Here is a 20844-nt window from a genome sequence, read left to right on the forward strand (position 1 = left end):
CGAGCTTCCGGCGAGACAGAACAGCTTATTCAAAGGATCTGTGCCCGCAAGTTGCTGCTGGTATTTTCTTTGAGTTTATTTTATTGCCTGAGTCTATTCTTGTACCTGAATGTAAATCAAGCGTTTTTTTCTTGTATACATTTTTACTTCTGCAAAATACGGGATTAGAACCCGCGAGTTGCTGATAAAAAACTCAGAGCGGTTTACTGTTGATTTAATCAGTAATAAAGGAGCAGAAAACAGGGGGGGGGGCGCACTAGAATATAAGGCATAAAAAAGCCTCTGCATAGCAGAGGCTTTTGTTGTTAATAGCTAGCTGCTAACGGTTACTTTGGTTCAAACTCAAATGGCTGGCGCTTGCGTTCACGCAGGCCAATTTCATTCATACTGGCGGCATCGAATAAGCGGCCATTTACCATGGTGTAGATTACCTTGTCGCTTACCCGGATATTCTCCAGCGGATTACCATCGATAACGATTAAATCTGCCAGTTTACCCGGTTCAATAGTGCCTAATTGATGGTCCATACCAAAGGTTTTAGCGGGGTTGATGGTCGCGGTTTTCAGTGCTTCCAACGGGCTCATACCGCCCTGAGCAAACATCCAGATTTCCCAGTGGGCACCTAAACCTTCCCGCTGACCATGGGCACCGATATTGGTAGTTACGCCGATATCCTGTAATTGCTTAGCGGTTTTTACCACTTCAAAATGGTTGTAATGGTGCTCTGGCGCAGTGGGCCGGCGCATACTGCGCGGGGCTAATACGTCCATTGGTACATACTGGCTTAACCGCGGGTGTTTCCATACCTCGGTTTTGTCGTACCAGTAGTTCTCGCCCCAGATACCGCCATAGGCCACGTTAAGGGTAGGGGTATAAGCCGTGCCGCTGGCCTGCCACAGTTGTTTAATATCGTCGTACACTTTTGCTGCCGGCAGTGCGTGCTCAATGGTGGTGTGGCCATCGACAATCATTGTTAAGTTATGCTGCATTAACGAGCCGCCTTCCGGTACCACCATCATGCCCAGTTCACGTGCAGCTTGCACCACCTGCTGGCGCTGGTTCCGCCGTGGCTGGTTGTAGCTTTTAACACTGAACGCGCCGACTTTTTGCAGACGTTCTAAATGAAATTTAGCGTCATCCAGACTATCAATATGCGAGGTATAACCGGCACCCTCTGCACCGTATAAAATGGTGCCGGTTGAGAAAATACGCGGCCCGACAATCTGGCCGGCTTGCTGCATTTCACTGGCGGCAAAAATTTCGCGGGTGTCATTTGACGGGTCGTGAATACTGGTAACACCAAAGGTTAAGCCGGCGTAGTTTTGCCAGTTTTGCTGCGGGGTAATTTGCTGATTACCCTGACTGCCATGGGCATGCGCGTCGAATATCCCTGGCATGATGGTTTTGCCCGTAATATCAAATACTTTGGCATTGCTTGGTACGGCGACATCGCTACGATTACCTACCGCTTTGATTTTATTATTTTCAACAATAACTACGCCATCGGCAATGACCTCATCGCCCTTCATGCTTAGCACCTGACCACCAACAAAGGCGACTGTGCCTCGTGGAATATCTGCCGGAAATTTGAAGCCAAGATTAATGCCGTTTTCTACTTTAAAATCATCACTTTTGGCACTGTGCTCGAACAAGCCATTAATGCTGGCATGATATAACTCAGGCCCCAGGCTCCAGTACAGATTCTGGCTGTCACCGCTCCAGCTGATATATTCACCGGCACGAACTGACAGTTGTTTTACCGGCAGTTGCTTATCGCTGCCGCTGATATCAATGGCCTTACCCCGTTCAATAAAGGGGGTAACAAATATTTTAAACCGATCAGCAAATGCCAGATACTTACCGTTGGGCGATAATTTAAATTCGGTGCCAAATTTGGCGGTATATAAGGTTTTCTGACTATGCTTTTGTAAATCGATACTGATAAAACTGGGTGAGCTGCCAAAATCCATGGCGTACACCTTACTATTGTCGCTGCCGAACATCGGCGCATAGCCATTGCGGGCGATCAGTTCACTGTCACCGCCGCGACTGCTGATTTTATACAGGCCGGTATTGAGTGACCATTGTCTTGGCAATAATCGCCCGGCACCAATTTTACGGTATACCACGGTTTTGCCATCCGGGCTTAAGGTTGGCTCTATATATTTTCCCGGTTCGCTGGTCAGTTTCGTTACCCGGCCGTTCCGCAGGTTCAGCAGGTTAACCGCGCCCTGAGTTTGATCGTTCCAGCTGACATAAACCAGCTCTTTACCATCGCGGGAAAACTCGGGATAAAATTCAAAATCGGTCGTTTGCTTGGTTAGCCGGCGCGGTTTCGGGTCGTTTAAGTCTGTGATATACAAATGGCCCAGGGCGGTAAATACTGCCTGCTTGCCATTGGGAGATACTTTGACAAAACGCAGCATTTTCACGTCAACGTCGCTGCTATCTAAATCCTGTTTTACCCGCAGCGCAGTCTGGATCTGTTTGCTGGTTTTTACCTCAAACGGCACGGTAGCCACTTTTTTACTGGCAATATTCAGCCGTTTTATGTCACCACCGGCCCAGAACAGTAAGTCTTTATTATCCGGTGTCCAGCTCAGGGTAGGGTATACGCCATGAATGGCCCAGGTTTCCTGCATGTCGCGGTCCAGGCCATCGTACAGTTTAATATGTTCGCCACTGGCTAAATCATATAAAAACAGGGTGCTCTGAAAATCTACCCGGCGGATATAAGCTAAATATTTACCATCAGGTGAGGGCGTAGGACGAATTGCACCACCGGCGCCCCCCAGTAGCTCTTCAATTTTACCGGTTTCGCGCTCGAATCGTTTAATGACATAAATGCCAGACTCTGAGTCTTTACTATAGTGGAAGGTTTTGCCTGGCGTATCATCCTGGGAAAAATAGATATATTTGCCATCAGTAGAAAACGCAGGTTCGCCTAAATCTTTCTGATCATTTTGCCGCTCGGTTAGCATGACGCCATTGCCGCCACTAACATGGTATTGCCATACTTCACCGGCGCCCAGCGAGCGGCTGGCAGTAAAGTGTTTGCGTGCCACGATAAACTGGCCGTCCGGGCTCCAGGCCGGGCTGTTCAGCAAACGAAAGGTTTCATTGGTCACGGCACGGGGCTCGCTGCCGTCGGCATTCATTAGCCAGATATTATCGCCGCCGTCGCGGTCGCTGGTAAAGGCAATGGTCTTGCCATCCGGGCTGAATACCGGCTGCATATTCCAGGCAATGTCATTGGTCAGGGCAGTGGCTTTGCCACCGGCAATGGGCATGGTGTAAATGTCGCCTAATAAATCAAACGCCAGCGTTTTGCCGTCCGGGCTAACCGTAATGTTCATCCAACTGCCTTGCTGCACGTTGATATCGACAGTTTCGAACTGGCCTTGTGGTGCATTAACATCCCAGCTTGGAGCTTTTTCGTCGGCTTGCAGCGTCACACTGGCAATAGCCAGCGCCAGTAAACAAGGTTTAAGTTTCGTCATTGGTAGGTTCCCGTGGCGGTTTTCGTTATAGTTATGTACTGTGCCAGATTGGCATAAAGCGCTGATAAAGTTAAGCTCTGGTTGCATTCAATACGACCAGAGTGCTGAAGGAGTCGATAGAATATGTCCGGGTTGCCTGCGCCAGAATCACCTTGTGTCGCTTGTTGTCGCTTAAACAGTGAAAAGTTATGTGTGGGCTGTTATCGGCACATCACTGAAATTGTTGACTGGAACAGGCGTTCAGACGCTGAAAATTACGCTATATTACAAAAGGTTGCTCAGAGAAAGGCAAAAGCAGAGCAACAGCCGGTTACTGCTGAAGCAACAACGGCTATTACTCAGGCTGAGTGGCAGGCGGCAAAAGCCCTGGTTCGGGCAAAATAAAGGATACACTATGCCAGCTGGCTAACCCATGGGGGGGCACCGTACTTGCGACGAGTGGGTGCAAAGGACCAATAATAGGATGTTTAAACGTCGCCAGGAAGAACCGATATTGATGATCCACATTAACAACGGTTTCGGATATTTAGTTATCATCATAATGAATATAGGCAAGATTAGGAATAACGATGCTTGAAGCTGTCTGGATAGGATTTGCATTTTCACTGGGCTTACTGGTGCGACTAATTGGGTTGCCGCCACTGATTGGCTACCTGCTGGCAGGTTTTGTTATTTCCGCTACTGCCAGTGAAATGAACCTGCCGGCGGATGGACCGTCGATTATTCACCATGTGGCGCATCTTGGCGTTCTGCTGCTACTGTTTACCGTCGGTTTAAAATTAAACGTGCGCAGCCTGGCAAAAGCGGAGGTGCTGGGTGGCGGCACCTTGCATTTTGGCTTATCGATTTTGCTGACCCTGCCAGCTGTCCTATTTATCTTTGAGGTTAGCTGGTATCAGGCATTGATGCTGGCCATAGCCTTAGCGTTTTCCAGTACGGTGCTGGCGGCCAAGGTACTGGAGAGTAAGCGGGAACTACGGGCATTTCACGGCCGGGTAGCAATTGGTATTCTTATTGTTCAGGATTTACTGGCACTACTGGTCATGAGCCTGGCCAGCGGCACGGTGCCGTCGGCCTGGGCCCTGCTGGTGTTTGCGTTACCTCTGCTTCGGCCCCTGTTGTTTAAATTGCTGGATGCCAGCGGTCATGAAGATCTGCTGATCCTGTTTGGTTTATTGCTGGCGCTGGTAGCGGGCGGACAGGGCTTTGAGCTGGTGGGATTAAGCTCTGAACTTGGCGCTTTGGTATTTGGGGCAATGCTGGCAAAACATCCGCGAGCCGGCGAGTTGTCAAAATCGCTGTGGAGTATCAAAGAGTTTTTTCTGGTGGGTTTCTTCTTACAAATTGGAATCGATGGCTTGCCGGATGCCAATGCCTGGCTATTTGCCGGGGTAATGACCCTTATATTGCCACTTAAGGCCATCTTGTTTTTCTTGTTATTGGTGCTATTTAAGCTCCGTGCCCGCAGTGCCTTTCTTGCCAGCCTGAGCCTGACTAATTACAGTGAGTTCGGTTTAATTGTGGCAAGTGTGGTGTTACCCGAATGGCTGGTACCGCTAGCATTAACCGTGGCCATCTCATTTGTTATTTCGGCGCCATTAAATCGCTTAGCCCATCCACTATACGAGCGTTTATGTAATCGGTTGCTGAAGTTAGAGCGCAATATTCATCATCCGGATGAGCAGCCAGTGTCATTAGGCGATGCTGATGTGCTTATTATGGGTATGGGGCGCACGGGTACCTCAGCCTATAATTATCTGAAAGCCAGCAGAAAAATTATTGCCATGGATTCCGATCCGGCAAAGGTTGCTGACCATCAACAACAGGGGATCAATATCTTTTATGCTGATGCTGAAGATCAGGTGTTCTGGCAAGGGCTGGACTACGGCAATGTACAAGCGGTGATCCTCAGCATGAATGACGTAGAAGCTAAGGTTATTGCCGCTAAAAAGTTGCGGGCGTCGGGTTTTAATGGCTTTATTGTTTCTCACAGTATGCACAATGACGAGGCCCGTAATATTATTGCCGCTGGAGCTGATGAGACCTATTTAACGATGTCTGAAGCCGGAGTGGGGATTGCCGAACACGTCAAACAACAGTGTTTTAGCAGCAAAGTCTGACAAAGATAAAGGCGCCGATAAGGCGCCTTTATGGGGAAACTGATAAATTTTACGACGCAGTTTAGCTGGCGCTACGCTCTTTAATGGCGTTAATAACAGGTGATGCAGCAAAGCCGTTGCTTTGTGCCCACTCAGCATCACCAGAGGCAGCAACCACACTACCTGGTAGTTGCTTAATCATAAACTCAGCCGTTTCATTGGCGTTGTGTTTAATGGCATGACGCACTAATGGTAAACCATCACATATCACACCGTTATACACCGCTGACAGACGGATCCGGTTGTCACTTAAAACTTTACGCAGGTTGTTACGACTATCTGCTGCAACATAGGAGCAAATAGACATAGCTAATTGATCGTTGGCGACAACAGGAGTGCTTACAAAAGAGGTGGCAGCGATAACAGCGGCTAAAGCGATAATTTTGGTTTTCATATTCAAGCTCCGAATTGAGTCAGTTGACGATCATTGTTAGCAACCTGGGTTGCGGTACACGAAAGGTCTGCGTTTAACTCTGGACGAAACAGAATAAAACATCGCATTTTTGCGACGGCAGCCCAGCTATCATAGGGTTTCCCCGTTAGACCTGAAGCTTTGCGTGATCATCTTTTCAGATGACTTGCCTTTCGAATGCGCGCATCATAAGGAATGCTTAAAATTTATGCAAGCGTTTAATTTAAAAATTTTTTTCCGTTTTAAAACTCAGCAACCTGACAAAATTTATCAGGCAATTAGCTGATCAGCTTGTTGCTGCAAACTCACTTCAATACAAATTTTCAGTGCTTCTACCTGCGTTGCCAGCGCCATACTGGCGGTGCCAGGCTTACTTAGTACCTGCTCAGGCAAATAAGGCAAATGAATAAATCCGCCTTTGATACTGGCGTATTGATTTTTAATCAGGTGCATCAGGCCGTAAAAGCTATGGTTACAAACATAACTGCCGGCAGACAATGACAGTTGGGCCGGAATATGTTGTAAATGCAGGGCGCGGATCATGGCGTTCAGGGGCAGATTACTAAAGTAAGCTGCAGGGCCATGCGAGGCGGTCAGGGCATTACGGGGTTGCTGACCAGCGTTATCGGCAATTGCGGCATCAATAAAATTGCTGGCGATTTTCTCCAGCATAAGCTGGCTGCAGCCGGCTGCCAGGCCAAGCATAATCACCACCACGGGCTGTAACTGATTAACGGCTTGCTCCAGGGTAAGCAGACTTTGCTTAAATACGCAGGGCAGTTTTACCGCGTGTACTGTGACCTCGTTATCTAATTGCCAGCCGTGCAGGGCACTGGCTACCTGCCATGACGGATTCAGTGTTTCGCCGGCAAAGGGCTCGAAGCCGGTGATCAATACCTTTGCCATCTTTATTACCTCTGTTATCAGTATTGTTTAGTTATTACTGTTATTTAGCTACTACTATAGCTGCTGGCTCAGCACTGCAGCAACTGCTGTTTGCCAGCGCGTGTATAACTGTGCTTGCTCGCTACCACTCATTTGCGGCTTATACTGCTGATCAGCCTGCCACAGCTGGCTGATGGCGGAGATGTCTTCAAAATACCCGAGGCTGACCGCGGCTAAAAAGCCGACACCCAATACTGTGGCATCAGTGGTGTTACAGCGCTGCACCTGTTGCTGGCATAAATCGGCCAGGGCCTGTAAAAACCAGCTGTTAGCCGTCATGCCGCCATCGACCCGCAGCTGCGCAACGTCAATACCATCCTGGTGCATCGCATTCAGTAAATCAGCACTCTGGTAGGCTACTGCGCAAAGCGCCGCCGTCGCTAATTGTACTTTGCCGGTGTCCCGGGTCATGCCGAACAGCGCGGCTTTTGCTTCAGGCTGCCAGTAAGGTGCGCCAAGGCCGGTAAAGGCCGGGATCAGTAATTCAGATTGCTGATAATGGCTCTGCGCTGCCAGCGGCTCAGTATCACTGGCCTGGTTAATAATCCCCAGTTTATCGCGCAGCCACTGCACGGTAGCGCCGGCCATAAAAATACTGCCTTCAAGCGCATAAGTAGCTTTGCCATTCAGTTGCCAGGCCAGGGTAGATAGCAGCTGGTTATTGCTGCGGATAATCGTGGACCCGGTATTGACCATGGCAAAACAGCCGGTGCCATAGGTACTTTTTAACATACCCGGGCTAATACAGGCCTGACCCAGTAAAGCCGCCTGCTGATCGCCCAGCATCGCCATCACCGGAATTGCTGCACCGAGCACTGCGACTGAACTGATGCCAAACAAGCCGGCACTGTCTCTGATTTCAGGCAACATACTGGCGGGAATAGCAAACAATTGCAGTAATTCCGGATCCCAGTTCTGACTGCTCAGATTGTAAAGTGCCGTGCGGCTGGCATTGCTGGCGTCAGTTGCATGCGCTTTGCCCGCCGTTAGCCGCGCTAAAATAAAGCTGTCTACGGTGCCAAAGCAAAGTTGTCCTGCATTGGCTTTGCTGCGGGCATCCGGAATATTATCCAGCAACCAGTTAATTTTACTGGCCGAAAAATACGGGTCGGCCCGCAACCCGGTTTTTTCACTTATTGTGGCCTCGGCTCCTTGCTGTTGTAACTGGCGGCAATAAGGGGCAGTGCGACGGTCCTGCCAGACAATGGCATTGGCTATCGGCTGGCCGGTTTCCCTATCCCAGACAATAGTGGTTTCCCGCTGGTTGCTGATGGCAATGGCGGCAATATCAGCAGCCGTTAAACCTGCACTGGCAAGCGCCTGGGTAATACAATCTAGTACGCTTTGCCAGATGTGTTCCGGGTCCTGCTCAACCCAGCCAGAGTCCGGATAACTTAGTGCCAGTTCCTGCCGTGCAGTGGCCACGGTTTGCATTTGCCGGTTAAAAATAACGGCCCGGCTGGACGTGGTGCCCTGATCAATTGCCAGAATGTAGTCAGAGTTGGTGTTGTTTGCCATAAAATAAAAAAAGTAGGTTATGCTTGGTGTCAGAGTAGCAGCAAATAACGGATTATTACTATTAACAGCTCAATACTATTAATAACAGTGCAATATTATTAACGGAGCAATACTATGGTTACCTTTAAAAGCAAAGCCAGCAGAGATGTTGATTACCATACCAATGTTGGCTTGCAGCTGCTGAAAATGATGGGCCGGGACAACAAGGTACCGAGCGCCATGTTTGCTGATGATGTGCCTGCAGCATTAACCCGGTTACAGCAAGCACTGGCAGAGCTGGATGATGATGAAGTGGCCAGTGATAATCAAACAGGCACCGGAAAAACGCAGCAGGATGAAGACGACAAGCCACAGAAGGTTAGTTTAAAGCAAAGGGCACAGCCGTTACTAAAACTGTTGCATAAAGCCCAGCAGGCTAATGTCGGACTGATGTGGCAATAGTTTCCTGGTCAGTAACAGCAGGCAGATGCACGGTTACTTCCAGGCCACTGACCGCGGGGCTGCCTGCCACTACGGTGCTGTTGCGTAAGCTGATACTGCCGCCGTGGGCTTCGGCAATATCCCGGCATAAGGTCAGGCCAATGCCTGAACCTTGCGGTTTACTGCTGTAAAAGGGTATCAGTACCTGATCGAGTAATTGCTGGGCAATACCACCGCCACCATCGCTGACTTGCAACTGTAACTCACTGGCCAGCTCAAAAAAACGCAAGCTGATATGGTCTGGCGCAGAACCACTTTCGTGGGCGTTTTTTAATAAATTTAACATCAGTTGGGCCAGTTGCTGCGAGTCGGCCAGCCAGTCGCGCCTGGGTAAGTCGCCGAGTAGTTCAAACTCAAACTGATCCTGTAACTGATTAACTAAGCGCGGCCAGTTTACGTTGGTGAGTTGTGGCGGCGGTAATTTAGCAAAATTAATGTAAGCCTGGACAAATTGGTTTAAATGGAGGCAACGTTCGCTAATGGTGTCAAACAACTGAGATAAGTCGGCTTGCTGTTGTCGCTCAGCAATTTGCTTGCCGGAGAAAGCCAGCGACGATAACGGCGCCAGGGTATTATTTAATTCATGGCCAATAACCCGCAGTAGTTTTTTCCAGGCGTTAAGCTCTTCGCGCTGAATTTCCCGGGTAAGCGGTTTAAGCAAATATAACCAGTGTTGTTGCTGGTTTAACTGAAACTGGCTTACCGATAAATGCCAGACCGACTGGACACTACTATCGAGCCGGAGTAACCCCTGTTGCTTAGCTGCCATTGCCTGATGTAGCTGCGGGTTAAGGTTACTAAGGCTGAATAATTTACTGCCATTAAATTTTTTACCCTGATGCAGCAGCTGGCAGGCAGCCGGATTAGCCATTAACACCGTATCAGTATGGTTGGTCAGAATAAAAGCAGTCGGGCTGCTTTGCAGTACCGTATCGAGCAACAATTCCCGCTGATAAAGACTGGCGCGCTCGGTACGCAGTTGCGCCGACATGCTGGTTAAGCGGTTTGCCAGTGGTTTAAGCTCGTTAACATTAAGCTGATTGGCGCTGGTATTAAAACTGCCATCCTGCAAGTTCTGGGCGTGCAGATTAAGTGCCAGAATTTCCCGGCGCAGTGGCGCAATGGCCCAGCTAAGCAGCAGCCACAGCCCGGCGCCTGTAGCGATAACTGCCGCACTGTACCGTATATTTAACGTATAAAATTGGGCCAGCGCAGCCAGGGCCAGTGCGGTTAGCAACAAACAACACAATGCCAGACGGCCGCGACTGGATAACCGCAGCGTACCGCGCGAGAGCAGTGGTTCCTGCCCTGATTCAGACACTGGTTCAGGCGCTGGTTCAGGTATCACTTCATGGGGTTGCGATGCCATAAAACTCCATACGGCGATACAGCGCCTGACGGCTGATCCCCAGCTGTTTTGCTGCCCGCGATACCACACCGCCAGCCTGCAATAACGCCTGCTCTAATTGGAGCCGGTCGATGTCGTCCAGCGAACGTTTTGCTGTGATGGGGTTATCAGGCAGGCCCAGCTCATCGGCTTGAATTTCAGCATTGCTACTTAGCAGCAGCGCCCGCTGACAGACGTTTTGTAACTCCCGCACATTACCCGGCCAGCTATAACTTTGCAGCTGCTGCCCGGCAGCGCGGCTAAGCGTTTTTTTACCGGCCAGAAAATAACGGGCCAGCACCGGAATATCTTCCGGCCGCTCGCACAGCGCCGGTATTTGCAGTTGCACGACGTTGACCCGGTAGTACAAATCCTGGCGAAACTCACCCCGGCTGATTGCCGCGGTTAAATCGCTATTAGTAGCGCTGATGACTCTGACATCAGTGTGGCGGGTCTGACTGGAGCCTAAACGTTCAAATTCACCGGTTTGCAACACCCGCAGCAGTTTGGCCTGGCCGGCCAGCGACAAATTACCAATTTCATCCAGAAACAGGGTGCCGCCATCTGCGGCTTCGAAACGACCTATCCGGGTTTTACTGGCACCACTGTAGGCTCCGGCCTCAGCACCAAATAACTCGGCTTCCATTAAGTCGCCTGGCAGGGCACCCATGTTTACTTTGATAAATGGCTTATTTTTGCGTGGTGAATTGGCATGCAGCACATTGGCAATGCCTTCTTTGCCGGCGCCATTGGGGCCGGTGATCAACACGGCGGCATTGGCCGGAGCCAGTTGCAGGGTCATTTGCAGTAGTTGCTGCATTTTACTGCTGGCAAATACCATGTTGCATAGCTCTTTGCCGGCAAACGCGGCCTGGCGTTCGCGCTCGAGCCGTTGCTGCTGCACAGCAAGCTGTTTTAACTTCAGGGCATTGGCCACCGTCAGCAACAGGCGCTGGTCATCCCAGGGCTTAGCGATATAATCGGTGGCGCCGGCTTTTACCAGTTCCACCACCATATCCAGCTGAGTCCAGGCGGTCATTAATACAATTGGCAGATCAGGATAGTGCTGACGTAACTGATAAAACAGCGTTTTGCCCTGATCGCCATGCATCTCACCGGCACTGAAGTTCATATCCTGCAGCACTAAATCAATGTCATTGCTGGCCAGTTTCTGCCAGGCCAGCGCCGGTTCGCTGGCGCAAAATACCTGATAGCCCTGCAGCGAAAACAAGGTTTGCAGGGCCTGACAGATCGGCTGGTTATCGTCAATTACCAATATTTTAAGCATAGTTTATAACGCTTTAGTGGCAGTGGCCGGAGAGACCCGGGTAGCAATCGCCGCAGGATACCATGTTGCAATGGTGACACAAAGCAGAAGCATCAACGCACCACAAAGCGGCAGCCAGAGCGGCAACGCAGGTAACGAAATCACGGTGGCCAGTTGCTGTTGCAACAGATAGCTGGCCAGTAAGCCAACTGCCGCGCCCATGCCGGTTGTCAGCCAGCTTTCGCTGAGTACCTCCAGCAGGATCCGCTGTTTACTGGCCCCCAGCGCACGTTTAACCCCAATTTCATTTTGCTGCTGTACTCCGTGGAACAGCGCATGGCTGTATGCTGAAATCATCGCAACAACCAGCATCAGGCCACTTAATACCGACAGTAAAATAGCCAGACCACGTTCCTGCTCGAAATAATCCCGATGCAGCTGGCGCAAGCTCACCACCTGCTGAATATCAATTTCCGGTTCAACCTGGCGCAGGCTGCTGTTAATTTGCTGGCGCACGGCGTCTACCGCCTTAGCGTCTACCTGCAACAGCAAGCGGTAACCATAGTCGGCCCGGTTTAAATCGCGGTTAAAAAACAGGCCGTAATACTGATCACTGGCAAAACGCTGGTACATGATATCGGCGACCACCCCGACTATGGTGCCGCCATTTGTTTGCTGGCCGATGGCCAGATGGCTTTCGCTGAATAGTTGTTTAGCCAATTTGTCGGTTATTACTACGTTATCGGTGTTTTTATCTTCGGCAGATAACCAGCGGCCATGTAACAGGGTCATTTGCAACGTATCGAACAATTCTGCTTCGGCAAAGTTATAGGGCACCATATCAACATTAGTAGTGTCTTCTTTGCCTTCAATATAAACATTGCCATTGGTGCCACCAAATATGAGTGGTGTCTGGTTGCTGAAAGCCGCATAACGGACACCGGCGATCTGTTTTAGCGCAGCGAGCTGACGCTGGATAAGTTCGCCCAGTGCCGGATGCACAATCAGGTTGTCATCAGTCGGTTTAAGTTCAATTGCGAGCGTTGAGTCCAGTTGCAGGCCGGTCGGCTGATTACTCAGCTGATAAGCCTGGGTACTAAGCAGTACACTATTACTTAACAGTGCCAGGGTCAGGGTTAACTGCACCAGCAGCAAGGCAGTGATGACTTTACGTTGCAGCAAAGATTTAAACAGTAAGGATATGCTCATGATCATTTCCGTTATTTCAGCTGACGGTTTAAGCTGCCAAAGGAGGCGCGAAGGGCTGGGTATAAAGTTACCAGATAGCAGGCAGTTAATGCGGTGCCAGCCATTGTTATTACCATAACCGGGTTCCAGCTGGTCAGATTGCGGGTTGCGGGTAGCAGGCTGGCAATTAATGTCATGGCGGCAGCTGCCACCGCCAGTGACAGCACCAGTGCCAGGCAGGCACTGACAGCGACATCGGCCAGAATAAGTTGCTGTAACTGACCGCGGCTGCAGCCAAGTGCCCGGCGCAAACCAAACTCATACTGGCTGGCAAGGTAACGGTTTAGAGATAAATGACTGGCGTTAAACAAACAGACCAGTAAAAACAGCAGTGATACCAGCGCAAATGCATCCAGCTGGCGGTTACGGGCATTAAAGTGCTCCGTAATATCCAGGATATTAGTCAACCGGTTAGCTTCGGGGCGGGGATGACGGCCGGCTTCTTTTTCACTTTGCACTAACTGCTGCATAAATTGCTGATAAGCGGCTACCTGCTCAGGCGAGTCGAGCTGCACCCAGAACTGCGCCTGATAAAAATCGCCTTCACGGCCATTAACGGCAAAGTTTTCACTGTAATCACGGCTATCCCGCGACATGGTAGTGGTATTAGATTTGATCCCCAGGTCATAGGCTGTTTCCCACGGCAGATAGATATCGGCTGACTGACTACTGGCCAGGCCATTGGCGACATCGTACAACCTTGGCAACATGTCCCACTCCTGTAAAACACCGCTTATCGTGAATAATTCATTGCCCAACTGCAGCGTTTCACCCAGCACATTACTTCGGCCAAAAAACCGCTCGGCAGTCGCTTTGCTGAGGATCAGCTCACGTCTGGCGGTATTATCGGCCCAGCGCTGCCCATGTAAAAAAGGGACGTCGAACAGGCTGAAAAAATCCCGCTGGGTCACCCGCAGCCTAACCGGGGTTGGGCTCTGGTCGGCCTTACCCGGCAGGCGGGCATAACCGGCTGATTGAAACATCGCTGCCTGAGCTGAAGGAATGCCACTGCTACTGAGTTTTTTGACATCCTGATAACTCAGCACTCTGGTAGGTGAAGTACAGGTATCACAGGGTTGCAGCGTGGCGTTTATCTGCGGATGAAACAGGCTATGGCTTTTATGCGGCAGCGGATCGTGGTTCAGCCAGTAATACAGGGTGGCATTGGAGAAAAACATGCCAAGCCCCAGACTTAAAATTAAAATGGTCAGCAAATAGGGCAGCGGTGCACGTTTAATATTGCGAACCGCCAGGCTAAAGCTATGTAATAGATTATCCATCTCAGGCTCCCTGTGCCACGGCCTGCGGCCGGACAATCTGGGGGGCCAGTGGCTGATAAAGCGTGCTGTCATGTAACTGGCCATCAATGATCTGAATATGCCGACCGGCCCGGCGGGCCTGCTCCGGATCGTGCGTCACCATTAAAATGGTGCAGCCGCGCTGGTTAATTTGCTCCAGCAGCTCCATAACCTGCCGCGCCATTAATGAATCGAGGTTACCGGTAGGTTCATCAGCCAGCAGAATGCGCGGCTCACCGGCAATGGCCCGGGCAATCGCCACCCGCTGCTGCTGACCACCCGATAACTGACCGGGCAGATAATCACGCCGGGCATGCAGGCCGACCAGTTCCAGTGCCTGCTCAATCCGTTGTTTACGTGCGCTTGCTTTTAAACCACGGTAGCGTAACGGCAGTTCAATATTGTCATAAATGCTGAAATCTTTAATCAGGTTAAAACTCTGAAATATAAAGCCGATTTTTTCATTGCGCAGGCGCGACAGGGCCGCATCAGACAAGCCCTTTACCGACTTGCCATCCAGCTGATAATCACCGCTGTCAAAGTTTTCCAGGGTGCCCAGAATATTTAACAGCGTTGATTTGCCTGAGCCCGATGGGCCGGTCAGTGCGGCAAATTCACCTTCATTTACCTGCAGGTTAATATCGCGCAGCGCATGAGTTTCAATCAGTTCGGTGCGGAAAATTTTGCTTAAGTTGGTTAGCGTTATCATTTTTAATCCCTGTTTAATTAAATTGAGTTTAGATACTGTGCTGATCGGCAGCCGGGTGGTTAATTCAGGTGTACCCGGCTCTGATCTTTAAAATCAGTTAAGTTTGAGATCACCCATTGCTCGCCTTCAGTGGCACCGCTTAAGATCTCCACCCACTGCACAGACAGGACACCCAGCTCGACGTTTTTGCGCACGGCCTGATTGTCGAGTACCTGATAAGCCTGGCGACCACCGCCGGAGCTGACAAAGTCGCCGCGGGCAATTTTCAGCACATCGGTTTTATGCTCCAGGATCACCCGGGCGGTCAGGCGCTGGCTCTGGCGCAGGGCCAGACTATCGGCCTGGTCGAAGCGCACCCGGGCACTGACCTGATTATTGCGAACTTCCGGTGCGATATAGCTGATCACGCCATTAAGTTGCTGGTTTGCTATCACAATCTCGACTTGCTGGTTGGGTAGCAAATCACGGGCATAACTTTCCGGTACGGCCAGTTCGGCTTCATACTGACTTAAATCAATCACGGTTAATAACGCCTGGCCAGGCAGTACATGGCTTTGTTGCTCTACCAGCCAGTTACCTAACTGTCCGGTTACCGGGGCGGTAATATTCAGCGCCGCCACTTTGCGCTCCAGTTCATTTACCACCAGTTGCTGGCGGTGAATATCCTGCGCCCGCGAGCTTTGCTCAAACGCCAGTTTATCGCGGGCCAGCTCAACTTTACGTTTGGCATGATCAAACTCAAGCTCTGCTTTGGTCAGGTTGTCTTTGGCAATATCAAAGTCCAGCGCCCGGATAACGCCCATTTCAATTGACTGGGTAGCCCGCTGTAATTCGCGACGCGCCGCCAGTAAATTAACCTGGGCGGTATTCATTACCTGCTCTATATCCAGTTGTTGTTCGCGGGCGCTCAGTACCGCGCGCTCTGCTTCTGATGTCATACCGGAGAGCACCGCCTGCTGCTGCTGTAAATCATTTTGCAGCGCCGGGCTGGTAATCGTAGCGACCAGATCGCCCTGATTTACCGCTTCGCCGGGCTGTTTGAATAATTGCACCTGGCCGGTTTCCTGGCTGTACAGGGTAGGGGCGTTAGCGGCAACAATCCGGCCCTGGACCGCGATATCCCGTACTAAATCACCACGTTGTACCATGGCAAACTGCAGCTGATTGCGCGCTACCACGATACTGGCATTGTTATCTGCTAAGGTCTGAAACAGCGCCAGGATCAGGATAATGGCAAGGGTTGCCACGGCGACTGCCGGCAAAAAACGGCGCAGTCTGCTTTTAACGGGGCGCTGCATAATAGTATCTTGTTGTTCGGTACCCTGGATCATAATCGGCCTTTATAGTCATACTTGCTGCAACGATATAGCAGCTTTAATGCCAATATTTAAGTGATTGATATTTATATGGAAAAATGAATGGGAGTGATTTTTACTGTGTCCGCGGACAGAAAAAGTGTCCGCGACATTAATGCGGACAACTGTTGCTAAAACAAATGCTTAACGTAGAATCAACCAAGTCGGAAAACATGAGGTAAGCTCAGGATGGATACCCCAGCACAGACCTGTGATAATTGTCACAACACGTTACATGGCGATTTTTGCCATCAGTGTGGTCAGGAGAAAAAAAGCTACATCCGTAATGTCAGTGGCGTGGTGACGGAATTTTTCGGCGAGTTCAGTAACTGGGATACCCGGCTCTGGCAAACCTTGATACCGCTATGGTTCCGGCCGGGCTTTCTAAGCCTTCGGTATGTTGCCGGTCACCGGGTGCCTTATGTACCGCCGCTAAGACTCTATCTGTTTACGTCGATTATTGCTTTTCTGATTTTTGCCAGGCTGGTGCCGGAAACCCCGCCTATTACCAAAGGGCCAGACAATGTGGTGGTAATGGCCACTGACAATGCGATACCAGATAGTAAAAACCTGACGGACTTAGCAGCTGAGCTGAATAATGAGATAGCGCAAACTCAACCACAGACGACACCTGAAGCAGCTAAGCCCGGTGTCCGGGTCTCTTTTTTGTCTGATGAAGCAGAACAAGAGTTTAGTGCCAAACTGGATACCATCCTTGCTAACCCCAAACTGGCGATAAATAAGTTTTTCAGTCTGGCACCGCAAATGATGTTTCTGTTGCTGCCCATTTTTGCCCTGCTGCTGAAACTGCTGTATATCCGCTCCAATCGATATTATATGGAGCACCTGATTGTCGCGTTGCATAGCCATACTTTTATTCTGCAAATGTTAGTTGTTTATCTGGCTATTGACTTGCTTCAACAGAGCATAGGCTGGAACTGGCTGGCGACGGGATTGGTTTTGGCCGGGCTGGAAACCGCCATTTTTTGGTGGATCCCGCTGTACTTGCTGCTTTGTCAGAAAAAATACTATCAACAAAGCTGGGGCAAAACACTGTTGAAGTTCTGGTTAACCAGCACAGTTTATACCGTGCTGGTTATCAGCGCTATGTTAAGCCTTGTTGTGCTGAGTATTCTTTGGGCTTAGCCTGTTACTGCGTGGTTTGCGGCTTATTCTTGCACTGCAGTAATTGTTTTTTTAACGCATTAATCTGCTGCGGGTTGGCGGTTTGATCAGCCGCAAGCATTTGCTCAAAAACAGTAAAGTGCTGATCTATCTGCTCCAGCTCACATTTGCATTCGGCTTTAATGGCGTCGCTGCTATAACCTTTGCCGTTAAGCACCTCAACACAACGTTGCAAATAGCTGTCCAGGATGGCATTTTTAAAAGCGCTCTGATTTGGCTCCGCTACTTGTGGCGCTTTGGCGCCATATGCAGCCAGACTGCAGCCACAGCAGCTAAAGTATAAGGTGAGCAGCAGATAGCGGGTCTTCATGCAAATAAACCTGTTGTTAAAAACGTTACCATAGCCGACTTCAGGTTTAAAATCAGCTATAAACCTGCCTCGTTTAGTAAACTCGCCATCTGCTGCAATGCCGTGAGTCCCTGAATATCGGTCGCTTGTAACGCCACTTTATAGTGAGGCAGGCTGGCAAAATCTTGCGCTATCTGCGCCAAATGCTGCTTTTCCTGGCTGCGACGTGCCGCCAGAAAATCACCATCAGCGTGGTCTGGCAAAATACGGTTTACCACCAGACCTGCCAGTGGCAGCTTTTCCTGCATCAGGCTTTGTACGGCACGGCTGGTTTCCAGAATTGGCAGCTTTTCCGGGGTCAGTACAAATAGCAGAGCGCTTCGCTGGCTATCGGTTAAGATCTCGCGGGTGCGCTGTAATAAACGTTGGCGGGCTAACAAGGTTTTGGTAATGGCTTTATTGCGCTGATTCATACCGGCAGTGGCATGCTCGTTAGGGTCTGCCAGCGGGTTAGCCACGTCGCGGCCGGCTTTGGGCGTTAAGTGACCCAAAACGTCGGCCAGCTTTTCTGAGCGTTTATTGGCATTAAGCAGGCCCTGAGTCCAGGCCGCCATGGCCTCAGGCAGGCTGAGTAAACGCAAAGTATGGCCGGTGGGAGCCGTGTCGAAAATGACTAAATCGTAATCTGTTAAGCCCTGTTCAATGACATTCGCCATTCGCTCCAGCATCGCTGCTTCCTGCGCGCCTGGCGACTGGGCGGTTAAACGCATTTGCCGTTCTATTTCGCTGTACATTTCTGGCCGGGTAAAGCGTTTCAGCTGCGCACTGACGTTGGCTAAATGCCGGGCTACTTCGCGATCAGGATCTAACTCCAACGCATCCAGATCAGGGGCTAAGCGGGTGATGGTATCGCCAATCGGTCGGTTAAAGGCATCGCTCAGGCTATGCGCGGGATCGGTTGATACCAGTAATACCTTTTTACCACGGCTTGTAGCCAATAGTGCCAGCGCGGAAGACGTGGTGGTTTTACCAACCCCGCCTTTACCACCCACCAATAGCAAGCGTTTATCGGTTAACAACATTTAATATTATCCAGCGGTGAGTGCTCCATGCCCATCCGGGTATGCCAGTCGTGAAACCGTTCCATCAGAACCGGTTGCAATTCCAATGTGTAATAACTGGCCGGGTTAGGCACGCCCATCATTTCTGAAAAAATCAGCAACATAAATAAATCATCCTGCTCGCGCTTTGCCCGGGCGATAGCGCTGCGATAGGGCGCGTTGTAGGCTTCCTCGGCGTAAAAACTGGCCTGGCGCAGCCAGGCCTTTATGCTATTTAGCTTCATGTTTCATCTGTTGCCGGACTGGCTTTATTGGCTTTAATTTGTTTTGTTAGCGTCGAAGTGCATTCCAGAGATACCAGAATTGCCGCTGCCAGCACCACTAAATCCAGGGTAAACAAAAACCAATCACCCTTGTCGTAAAAGCTTTTTAACTGCGTTAGCAAAGCCAGGGTGGTCATCACCAACAAGAACACTAATGGTCCCAGGGTGTACCACATAGGCCGGCGTTTTTTAACCAGCATAACGGTAATAACCAATAACGTTAAACCCGCCAGCAGCTGGTTTGTGGTACCAAACAGAGGCCAGATTAACATACCACCCGAGCCATCACCGCCAGCACCAAACGCCAATAATAAACAGGTTGCTACTGCCAGCATGGTTGCCGGCGCCGCTTTTTGCATCCAGCCAATATTATAAATATGGCCCCACTCCTGAAAAATATAACGTTGCAGTCGCAGACCGGTATCCATGGTGGTGCCGGCAAATAATACTACCATTACCGTTAACAGGGTTTGCGCCAGCACCGTATCCAGGCCAACGCCTTGCTGCAGAATATTGGCGCCGCCATTAATAAAGGCTGAGACGCCACCTTGACCAAAACTGTGGTAGATAGCCTGCCAGTCAGCCAGAGACGCAAAGCCCGCGGTAGCCGCAATAATAGCGGCTAAGGCCAGGGAGCCCTCACCGACGGCACCAAAATAGCCAACAAAACGAACATCGGGCTCTTTGTCCAGTTGTTTGGAAGTGGTACCACTGGAAACTAAACCATGAAAGCCGGAAATGGCACCGCAGGCAATGGTGACGAATAGCAATGGGATCATTGACGGGGTGTTTTCTGGCAAATCAGTATTAAAGGCTGGAGCCACTAACTCCGGGCCGGAAATTAGCACGGCGCCATATAACAGAATTAAACCGATAAACAGTTGAATACCGTTAATATAGTCACGCGGTTGCAGTAACATCCAAACCGGCAGTAATGAGGCGATGGCGGCATAACCAAATAAAATAATAATCCAGCTTTGGTTATCACTCAGTGGACCCAGTGTTTCAGGCAGGGCCAGTGGTAACATCGGGCCTGCATAAATCATCGCATAGAGCGCAACCACGCCAATGATGGTGACCATTAGCAGATTAATCAGTTTGCGGTAGATCAACTGGCCAATAATCAGGGCAACGACTATGGCACCCCAGACCGGGAGAGTGGCACTGGGAAAGTTAATTAACTGACCGGCAATCACCACTGCGAATACGGCATTAACCATCAGCAGCACCAGGAAAATCACGATCATAAAGATGCTGCGGGCACGGTTACCGACAATGTCGCCTGTTAATGAACCTATCGATTTCGCTTTGTTGCGGGCACTGGCCCAGATGGCACCTGCATCGTGCACACCAGCGAAAAAGATAGTGCCAAATACTACCCACAAAAATGCGGGTACCCAGCCCCAGATCACCGCGATAGCGGGGCCAATTATCGGTGCTGCACCTGCAACAGAGGTAAAATGATGGCCCCATAAAATATATTTATTGGTAGGAACGTAATCGATACCATCCTGCATTTCATGGGCTGGTGTGCGAAAATGCGGGCTGACTTTAAATATTTTCTCGCAGATAAACTTAGAGTAGACGAAATAGCCCAGCGCCATGGCGCCAAGCCCCATCAACATCAAAAATATCGCATTCATTCAACACCCTCTGACCAGACCTAAGACTGCTAAGCATAGTACATTAGTGAAGGTAGGATCGGCAT

The 20844-nt window shown here is 50.2% G+C and carries 19 protein-coding genes and 1 riboswitch; of the genes, 5 read left to right on the plus strand and 14 right to left on the minus strand.

Translation table 11 applies throughout. The features are described 5' to 3' along the window. Positions 1 to 185 (plus strand): hypothetical protein (locus tag B2Q61_RS11100; protein ID WP_290616195.1); only part of this gene is annotated, 185 nt, incomplete at its 5' end. Positions 186 to 326: 141 nt separating this feature from the next. Here B2Q61_RS11100 and B2Q61_RS11105 read toward each other — a convergent pair. After that, a complete protein-coding gene (locus B2Q61_RS11105) occupies positions 327 to 3500 on the minus strand; it encodes an amidohydrolase family protein (RefSeq protein WP_290616192.1) in 3174 nt (1057 codons plus the stop codon). Positions 3501 to 3623: 123 nt separating this feature from the next. Between B2Q61_RS11105 and B2Q61_RS11110 the strand changes: the two genes are divergently transcribed. Further along, complete coding sequence (locus tag B2Q61_RS11110) at positions 3624 to 3884, plus strand: DUF1289 domain-containing protein (RefSeq protein WP_290616190.1); 261 nt, start codon at positions 3624 to 3626, stop codon at positions 3882 to 3884. Positions 3885 to 4069: 185 nt separating this feature from the next. Next, positions 4070 to 5620: a cation:proton antiporter gene (locus tag B2Q61_RS11115; protein WP_290616188.1), complete on the plus strand. Its 1551-nt coding sequence runs from the start codon at positions 4070 to 4072 to the stop codon at positions 5618 to 5620. Positions 5621 to 5681: 61 nt separating this feature from the next. Here B2Q61_RS11115 and B2Q61_RS11120 read toward each other — a convergent pair whose 3' ends face one another. From B2Q61_RS11120 to glpK, 3 genes are all read right to left on the minus strand, one after another. After that, positions 5682 to 6053, minus strand: a complete 372-nt coding sequence (locus B2Q61_RS11120) for a DUF3718 domain-containing protein (RefSeq protein ID WP_290616186.1) — start codon at positions 6051 to 6053, stop codon at positions 5682 to 5684. Between the two features lie 113 nt (positions 6054 to 6166). After that, positions 6167 to 6252, minus strand: a riboswitch (cyclic di-GMP riboswitch). A gap of 89 nt (positions 6253 to 6341) precedes the next feature. Beyond that, on the minus strand, positions 6342 to 6977 hold the full coding sequence (gene pcp / locus B2Q61_RS11125; RefSeq protein WP_290616184.1) for a pyroglutamyl-peptidase I: 636 nt from the start codon (positions 6975 to 6977) through the stop codon (positions 6342 to 6344). 54 nt (positions 6978 to 7031) lie between these two features. Continuing rightward, entirely contained in the window at positions 7032 to 8534 is a 1503-nt protein-coding gene (gene glpK, locus B2Q61_RS11130) for a glycerol kinase GlpK (protein ID WP_290616182.1), read from the minus strand. 114 nt (positions 8535 to 8648) lie between these two features. On the opposite strand from glpK, the gene B2Q61_RS11135 reads away from it, so the two are divergent. Next, on the plus strand, positions 8649 to 8975 hold the full coding sequence (locus B2Q61_RS11135; protein ID WP_290616180.1) for a DUF1840 domain-containing protein: 327 nt from the start codon (positions 8649 to 8651) through the stop codon (positions 8973 to 8975). Here B2Q61_RS11135 and B2Q61_RS11140 read toward each other — a convergent pair. Genes B2Q61_RS11140 through B2Q61_RS11165 form a run of 6 tightly spaced genes read right to left on the minus strand, consistent with a single transcriptional unit; the run spans position 8950 to position 16254 of the window. Beyond that, positions 8950 to 10383: a sensor histidine kinase gene (locus B2Q61_RS11140; protein WP_290616178.1), complete on the minus strand. Its 1434-nt coding sequence runs from the start codon at positions 10381 to 10383 to the stop codon at positions 8950 to 8952. The genes B2Q61_RS11135 and B2Q61_RS11140 overlap by 26 nt on opposite strands. After that, positions 10364 to 11689 (minus strand): sigma-54-dependent transcriptional regulator, encoded by a 1326-nt coding sequence (locus B2Q61_RS11145; protein ID WP_290616176.1) that lies wholly within the window; start codon positions 11687 to 11689, stop codon positions 10364 to 10366. Before B2Q61_RS11145 ends, B2Q61_RS11140 begins: the two co-directional genes overlap by 20 nt. A 3-nt stretch (positions 11690 to 11692) precedes the next feature. Then, on the minus strand, positions 11693 to 12877 hold the full coding sequence (locus B2Q61_RS11150; RefSeq protein WP_290616174.1) for an FtsX-like permease family protein: 1185 nt from the start codon (positions 12875 to 12877) through the stop codon (positions 11693 to 11695). Between the two features lie 11 nt (positions 12878 to 12888). Next, positions 12889 to 14196 (minus strand): ABC transporter permease, encoded by a 1308-nt coding sequence (locus B2Q61_RS11155; protein WP_290616172.1) that lies wholly within the window; start codon positions 14194 to 14196, stop codon positions 12889 to 12891. Between the two features lies 1 nt (position 14197). Next, positions 14198 to 14923: an ABC transporter ATP-binding protein gene (locus B2Q61_RS11160; protein WP_290616170.1), complete on the minus strand. Its 726-nt coding sequence runs from the start codon at positions 14921 to 14923 to the stop codon at positions 14198 to 14200. A 59-nt stretch (positions 14924 to 14982) separates the two neighbouring features. Further along, the gene (locus tag B2Q61_RS11165; protein WP_290616168.1) at positions 14983 to 16254 is read right to left on the minus strand and encodes an efflux RND transporter periplasmic adaptor subunit; all 1272 of its coding nucleotides are present in this window, start codon (positions 16252 to 16254) and stop codon (positions 14983 to 14985) included. A gap of 213 nt (positions 16255 to 16467) precedes the next feature. Here B2Q61_RS11165 and B2Q61_RS11170 point away from each other — a divergent pair, with 213 nt between their 5' ends. Beyond that, positions 16468 to 17424 (plus strand): DUF3667 domain-containing protein, encoded by a 957-nt coding sequence (locus tag B2Q61_RS11170; protein WP_290616166.1) that lies wholly within the window; start codon positions 16468 to 16470, stop codon positions 17422 to 17424. A gap of 4 nt (positions 17425 to 17428) precedes the next feature. Here the strand turns inward: B2Q61_RS11170 and B2Q61_RS11175 are convergent, their stop codons facing one another. The 4 genes from B2Q61_RS11175 to B2Q61_RS11190 are packed head-to-tail and all read right to left on the minus strand — an operon-like array spanning position 17429 to position 20779. Beyond that, entirely contained in the window at positions 17429 to 17773 is a 345-nt protein-coding gene (locus B2Q61_RS11175; protein WP_290616164.1) for a hypothetical protein, read from the minus strand. Between the two features lie 56 nt (positions 17774 to 17829). Then, entirely contained in the window at positions 17830 to 18834 is a 1005-nt protein-coding gene (locus B2Q61_RS11180) for an ArsA family ATPase (protein WP_290616162.1), read from the minus strand. Then, positions 18825 to 19097 carry a cory-CC-star protein gene (locus B2Q61_RS11185; protein ID WP_290616160.1) on the minus strand — a complete coding sequence of 91 codons (273 nt, stop codon included), beginning with the start codon at positions 19095 to 19097 and terminating at the stop codon, positions 18825 to 18827. Before B2Q61_RS11185 ends, B2Q61_RS11180 begins: the two co-directional genes overlap by 10 nt. Continuing rightward, positions 19094 to 20779, minus strand: a complete 1686-nt coding sequence (locus B2Q61_RS11190; protein WP_290616158.1) for a carbon starvation CstA family protein — start codon at positions 20777 to 20779, stop codon at positions 19094 to 19096. The genes B2Q61_RS11185 and B2Q61_RS11190 overlap by 4 nt, the downstream gene beginning before the upstream one ends. Positions 20780 to 20844: the final 65 nt, after the last annotated feature.

Origin of the sequence: Arsukibacterium sp. UBA5043, assembly GCA_002415085.1 — a bacterium.
Lineage (GTDB): Bacteria > Pseudomonadota > Gammaproteobacteria > Enterobacterales > Alteromonadaceae > Alishewanella.

Coding starts and splice junctions, on each gene's coding strand:
- B2Q61_RS11105 (WP_290616192.1), bottom strand. CDS start 3,500: ATGACGAAACTTAAACCTTGTTTACTGGCGCTGGCTATTGCCAGTGTG.
- B2Q61_RS11110 (WP_290616190.1), top strand. CDS start 3,624: ATGTCCGGGTTGCCTGCGCCAGAATCACCTTGTGTCGCTTGTTGTCGC.
- B2Q61_RS11115 (WP_290616188.1), top strand. CDS start 4,070: ATGCTTGAAGCTGTCTGGATAGGATTTGCATTTTCACTGGGCTTACTG.
- B2Q61_RS11120 (WP_290616186.1), bottom strand. CDS start 6,053: ATGAAAACCAAAATTATCGCTTTAGCCGCTGTTATCGCTGCCACCTCT.
- pcp (WP_290616184.1), bottom strand. CDS start 6,977: ATGGCAAAGGTATTGATCACCGGCTTCGAGCCCTTTGCCGGCGAAACA.
- glpK (WP_290616182.1), bottom strand. CDS start 8,534: ATGGCAAACAACACCAACTCTGACTACATTCTGGCAATTGATCAGGGC.
- B2Q61_RS11135 (WP_290616180.1), top strand. CDS start 8,649: ATGGTTACCTTTAAAAGCAAAGCCAGCAGAGATGTTGATTACCATACC.
- B2Q61_RS11140 (WP_290616178.1), bottom strand. CDS start 10,383: ATGGCATCGCAACCCCATGAAGTGATACCTGAACCAGCGCCTGAACCA.
- B2Q61_RS11145 (WP_290616176.1), bottom strand. CDS start 11,689: ATGCTTAAAATATTGGTAATTGACGATAACCAGCCGATCTGTCAGGCC.
- B2Q61_RS11150 (WP_290616174.1), bottom strand. CDS start 12,877: ATGAGCATATCCTTACTGTTTAAATCTTTGCTGCAACGTAAAGTCATC.
- B2Q61_RS11155 (WP_290616172.1), bottom strand. CDS start 14,196: ATGGATAATCTATTACATAGCTTTAGCCTGGCGGTTCGCAATATTAAA.
- B2Q61_RS11160 (WP_290616170.1), bottom strand. CDS start 14,923: ATGATAACGCTAACCAACTTAAGCAAAATTTTCCGCACCGAACTGATT.
- B2Q61_RS11165 (WP_290616168.1), bottom strand. CDS start 16,254: ATGATCCAGGGTACCGAACAACAAGATACTATTATGCAGCGCCCCGTT.
- B2Q61_RS11170 (WP_290616166.1), top strand. CDS start 16,468: ATGGATACCCCAGCACAGACCTGTGATAATTGTCACAACACGTTACAT.
- B2Q61_RS11175 (WP_290616164.1), bottom strand. CDS start 17,773: ATGAAGACCCGCTATCTGCTGCTCACCTTATACTTTAGCTGCTGTGGC.
- B2Q61_RS11180 (WP_290616162.1), bottom strand. CDS start 18,834: ATGTTGTTAACCGATAAACGCTTGCTATTGGTGGGTGGTAAAGGCGGG.
- B2Q61_RS11185 (WP_290616160.1), bottom strand. CDS start 19,097: ATGAAGCTAAATAGCATAAAGGCCTGGCTGCGCCAGGCCAGTTTTTAC.
- B2Q61_RS11190 (WP_290616158.1), bottom strand. CDS start 20,779: ATGAATGCGATATTTTTGATGTTGATGGGGCTTGGCGCCATGGCGCTG.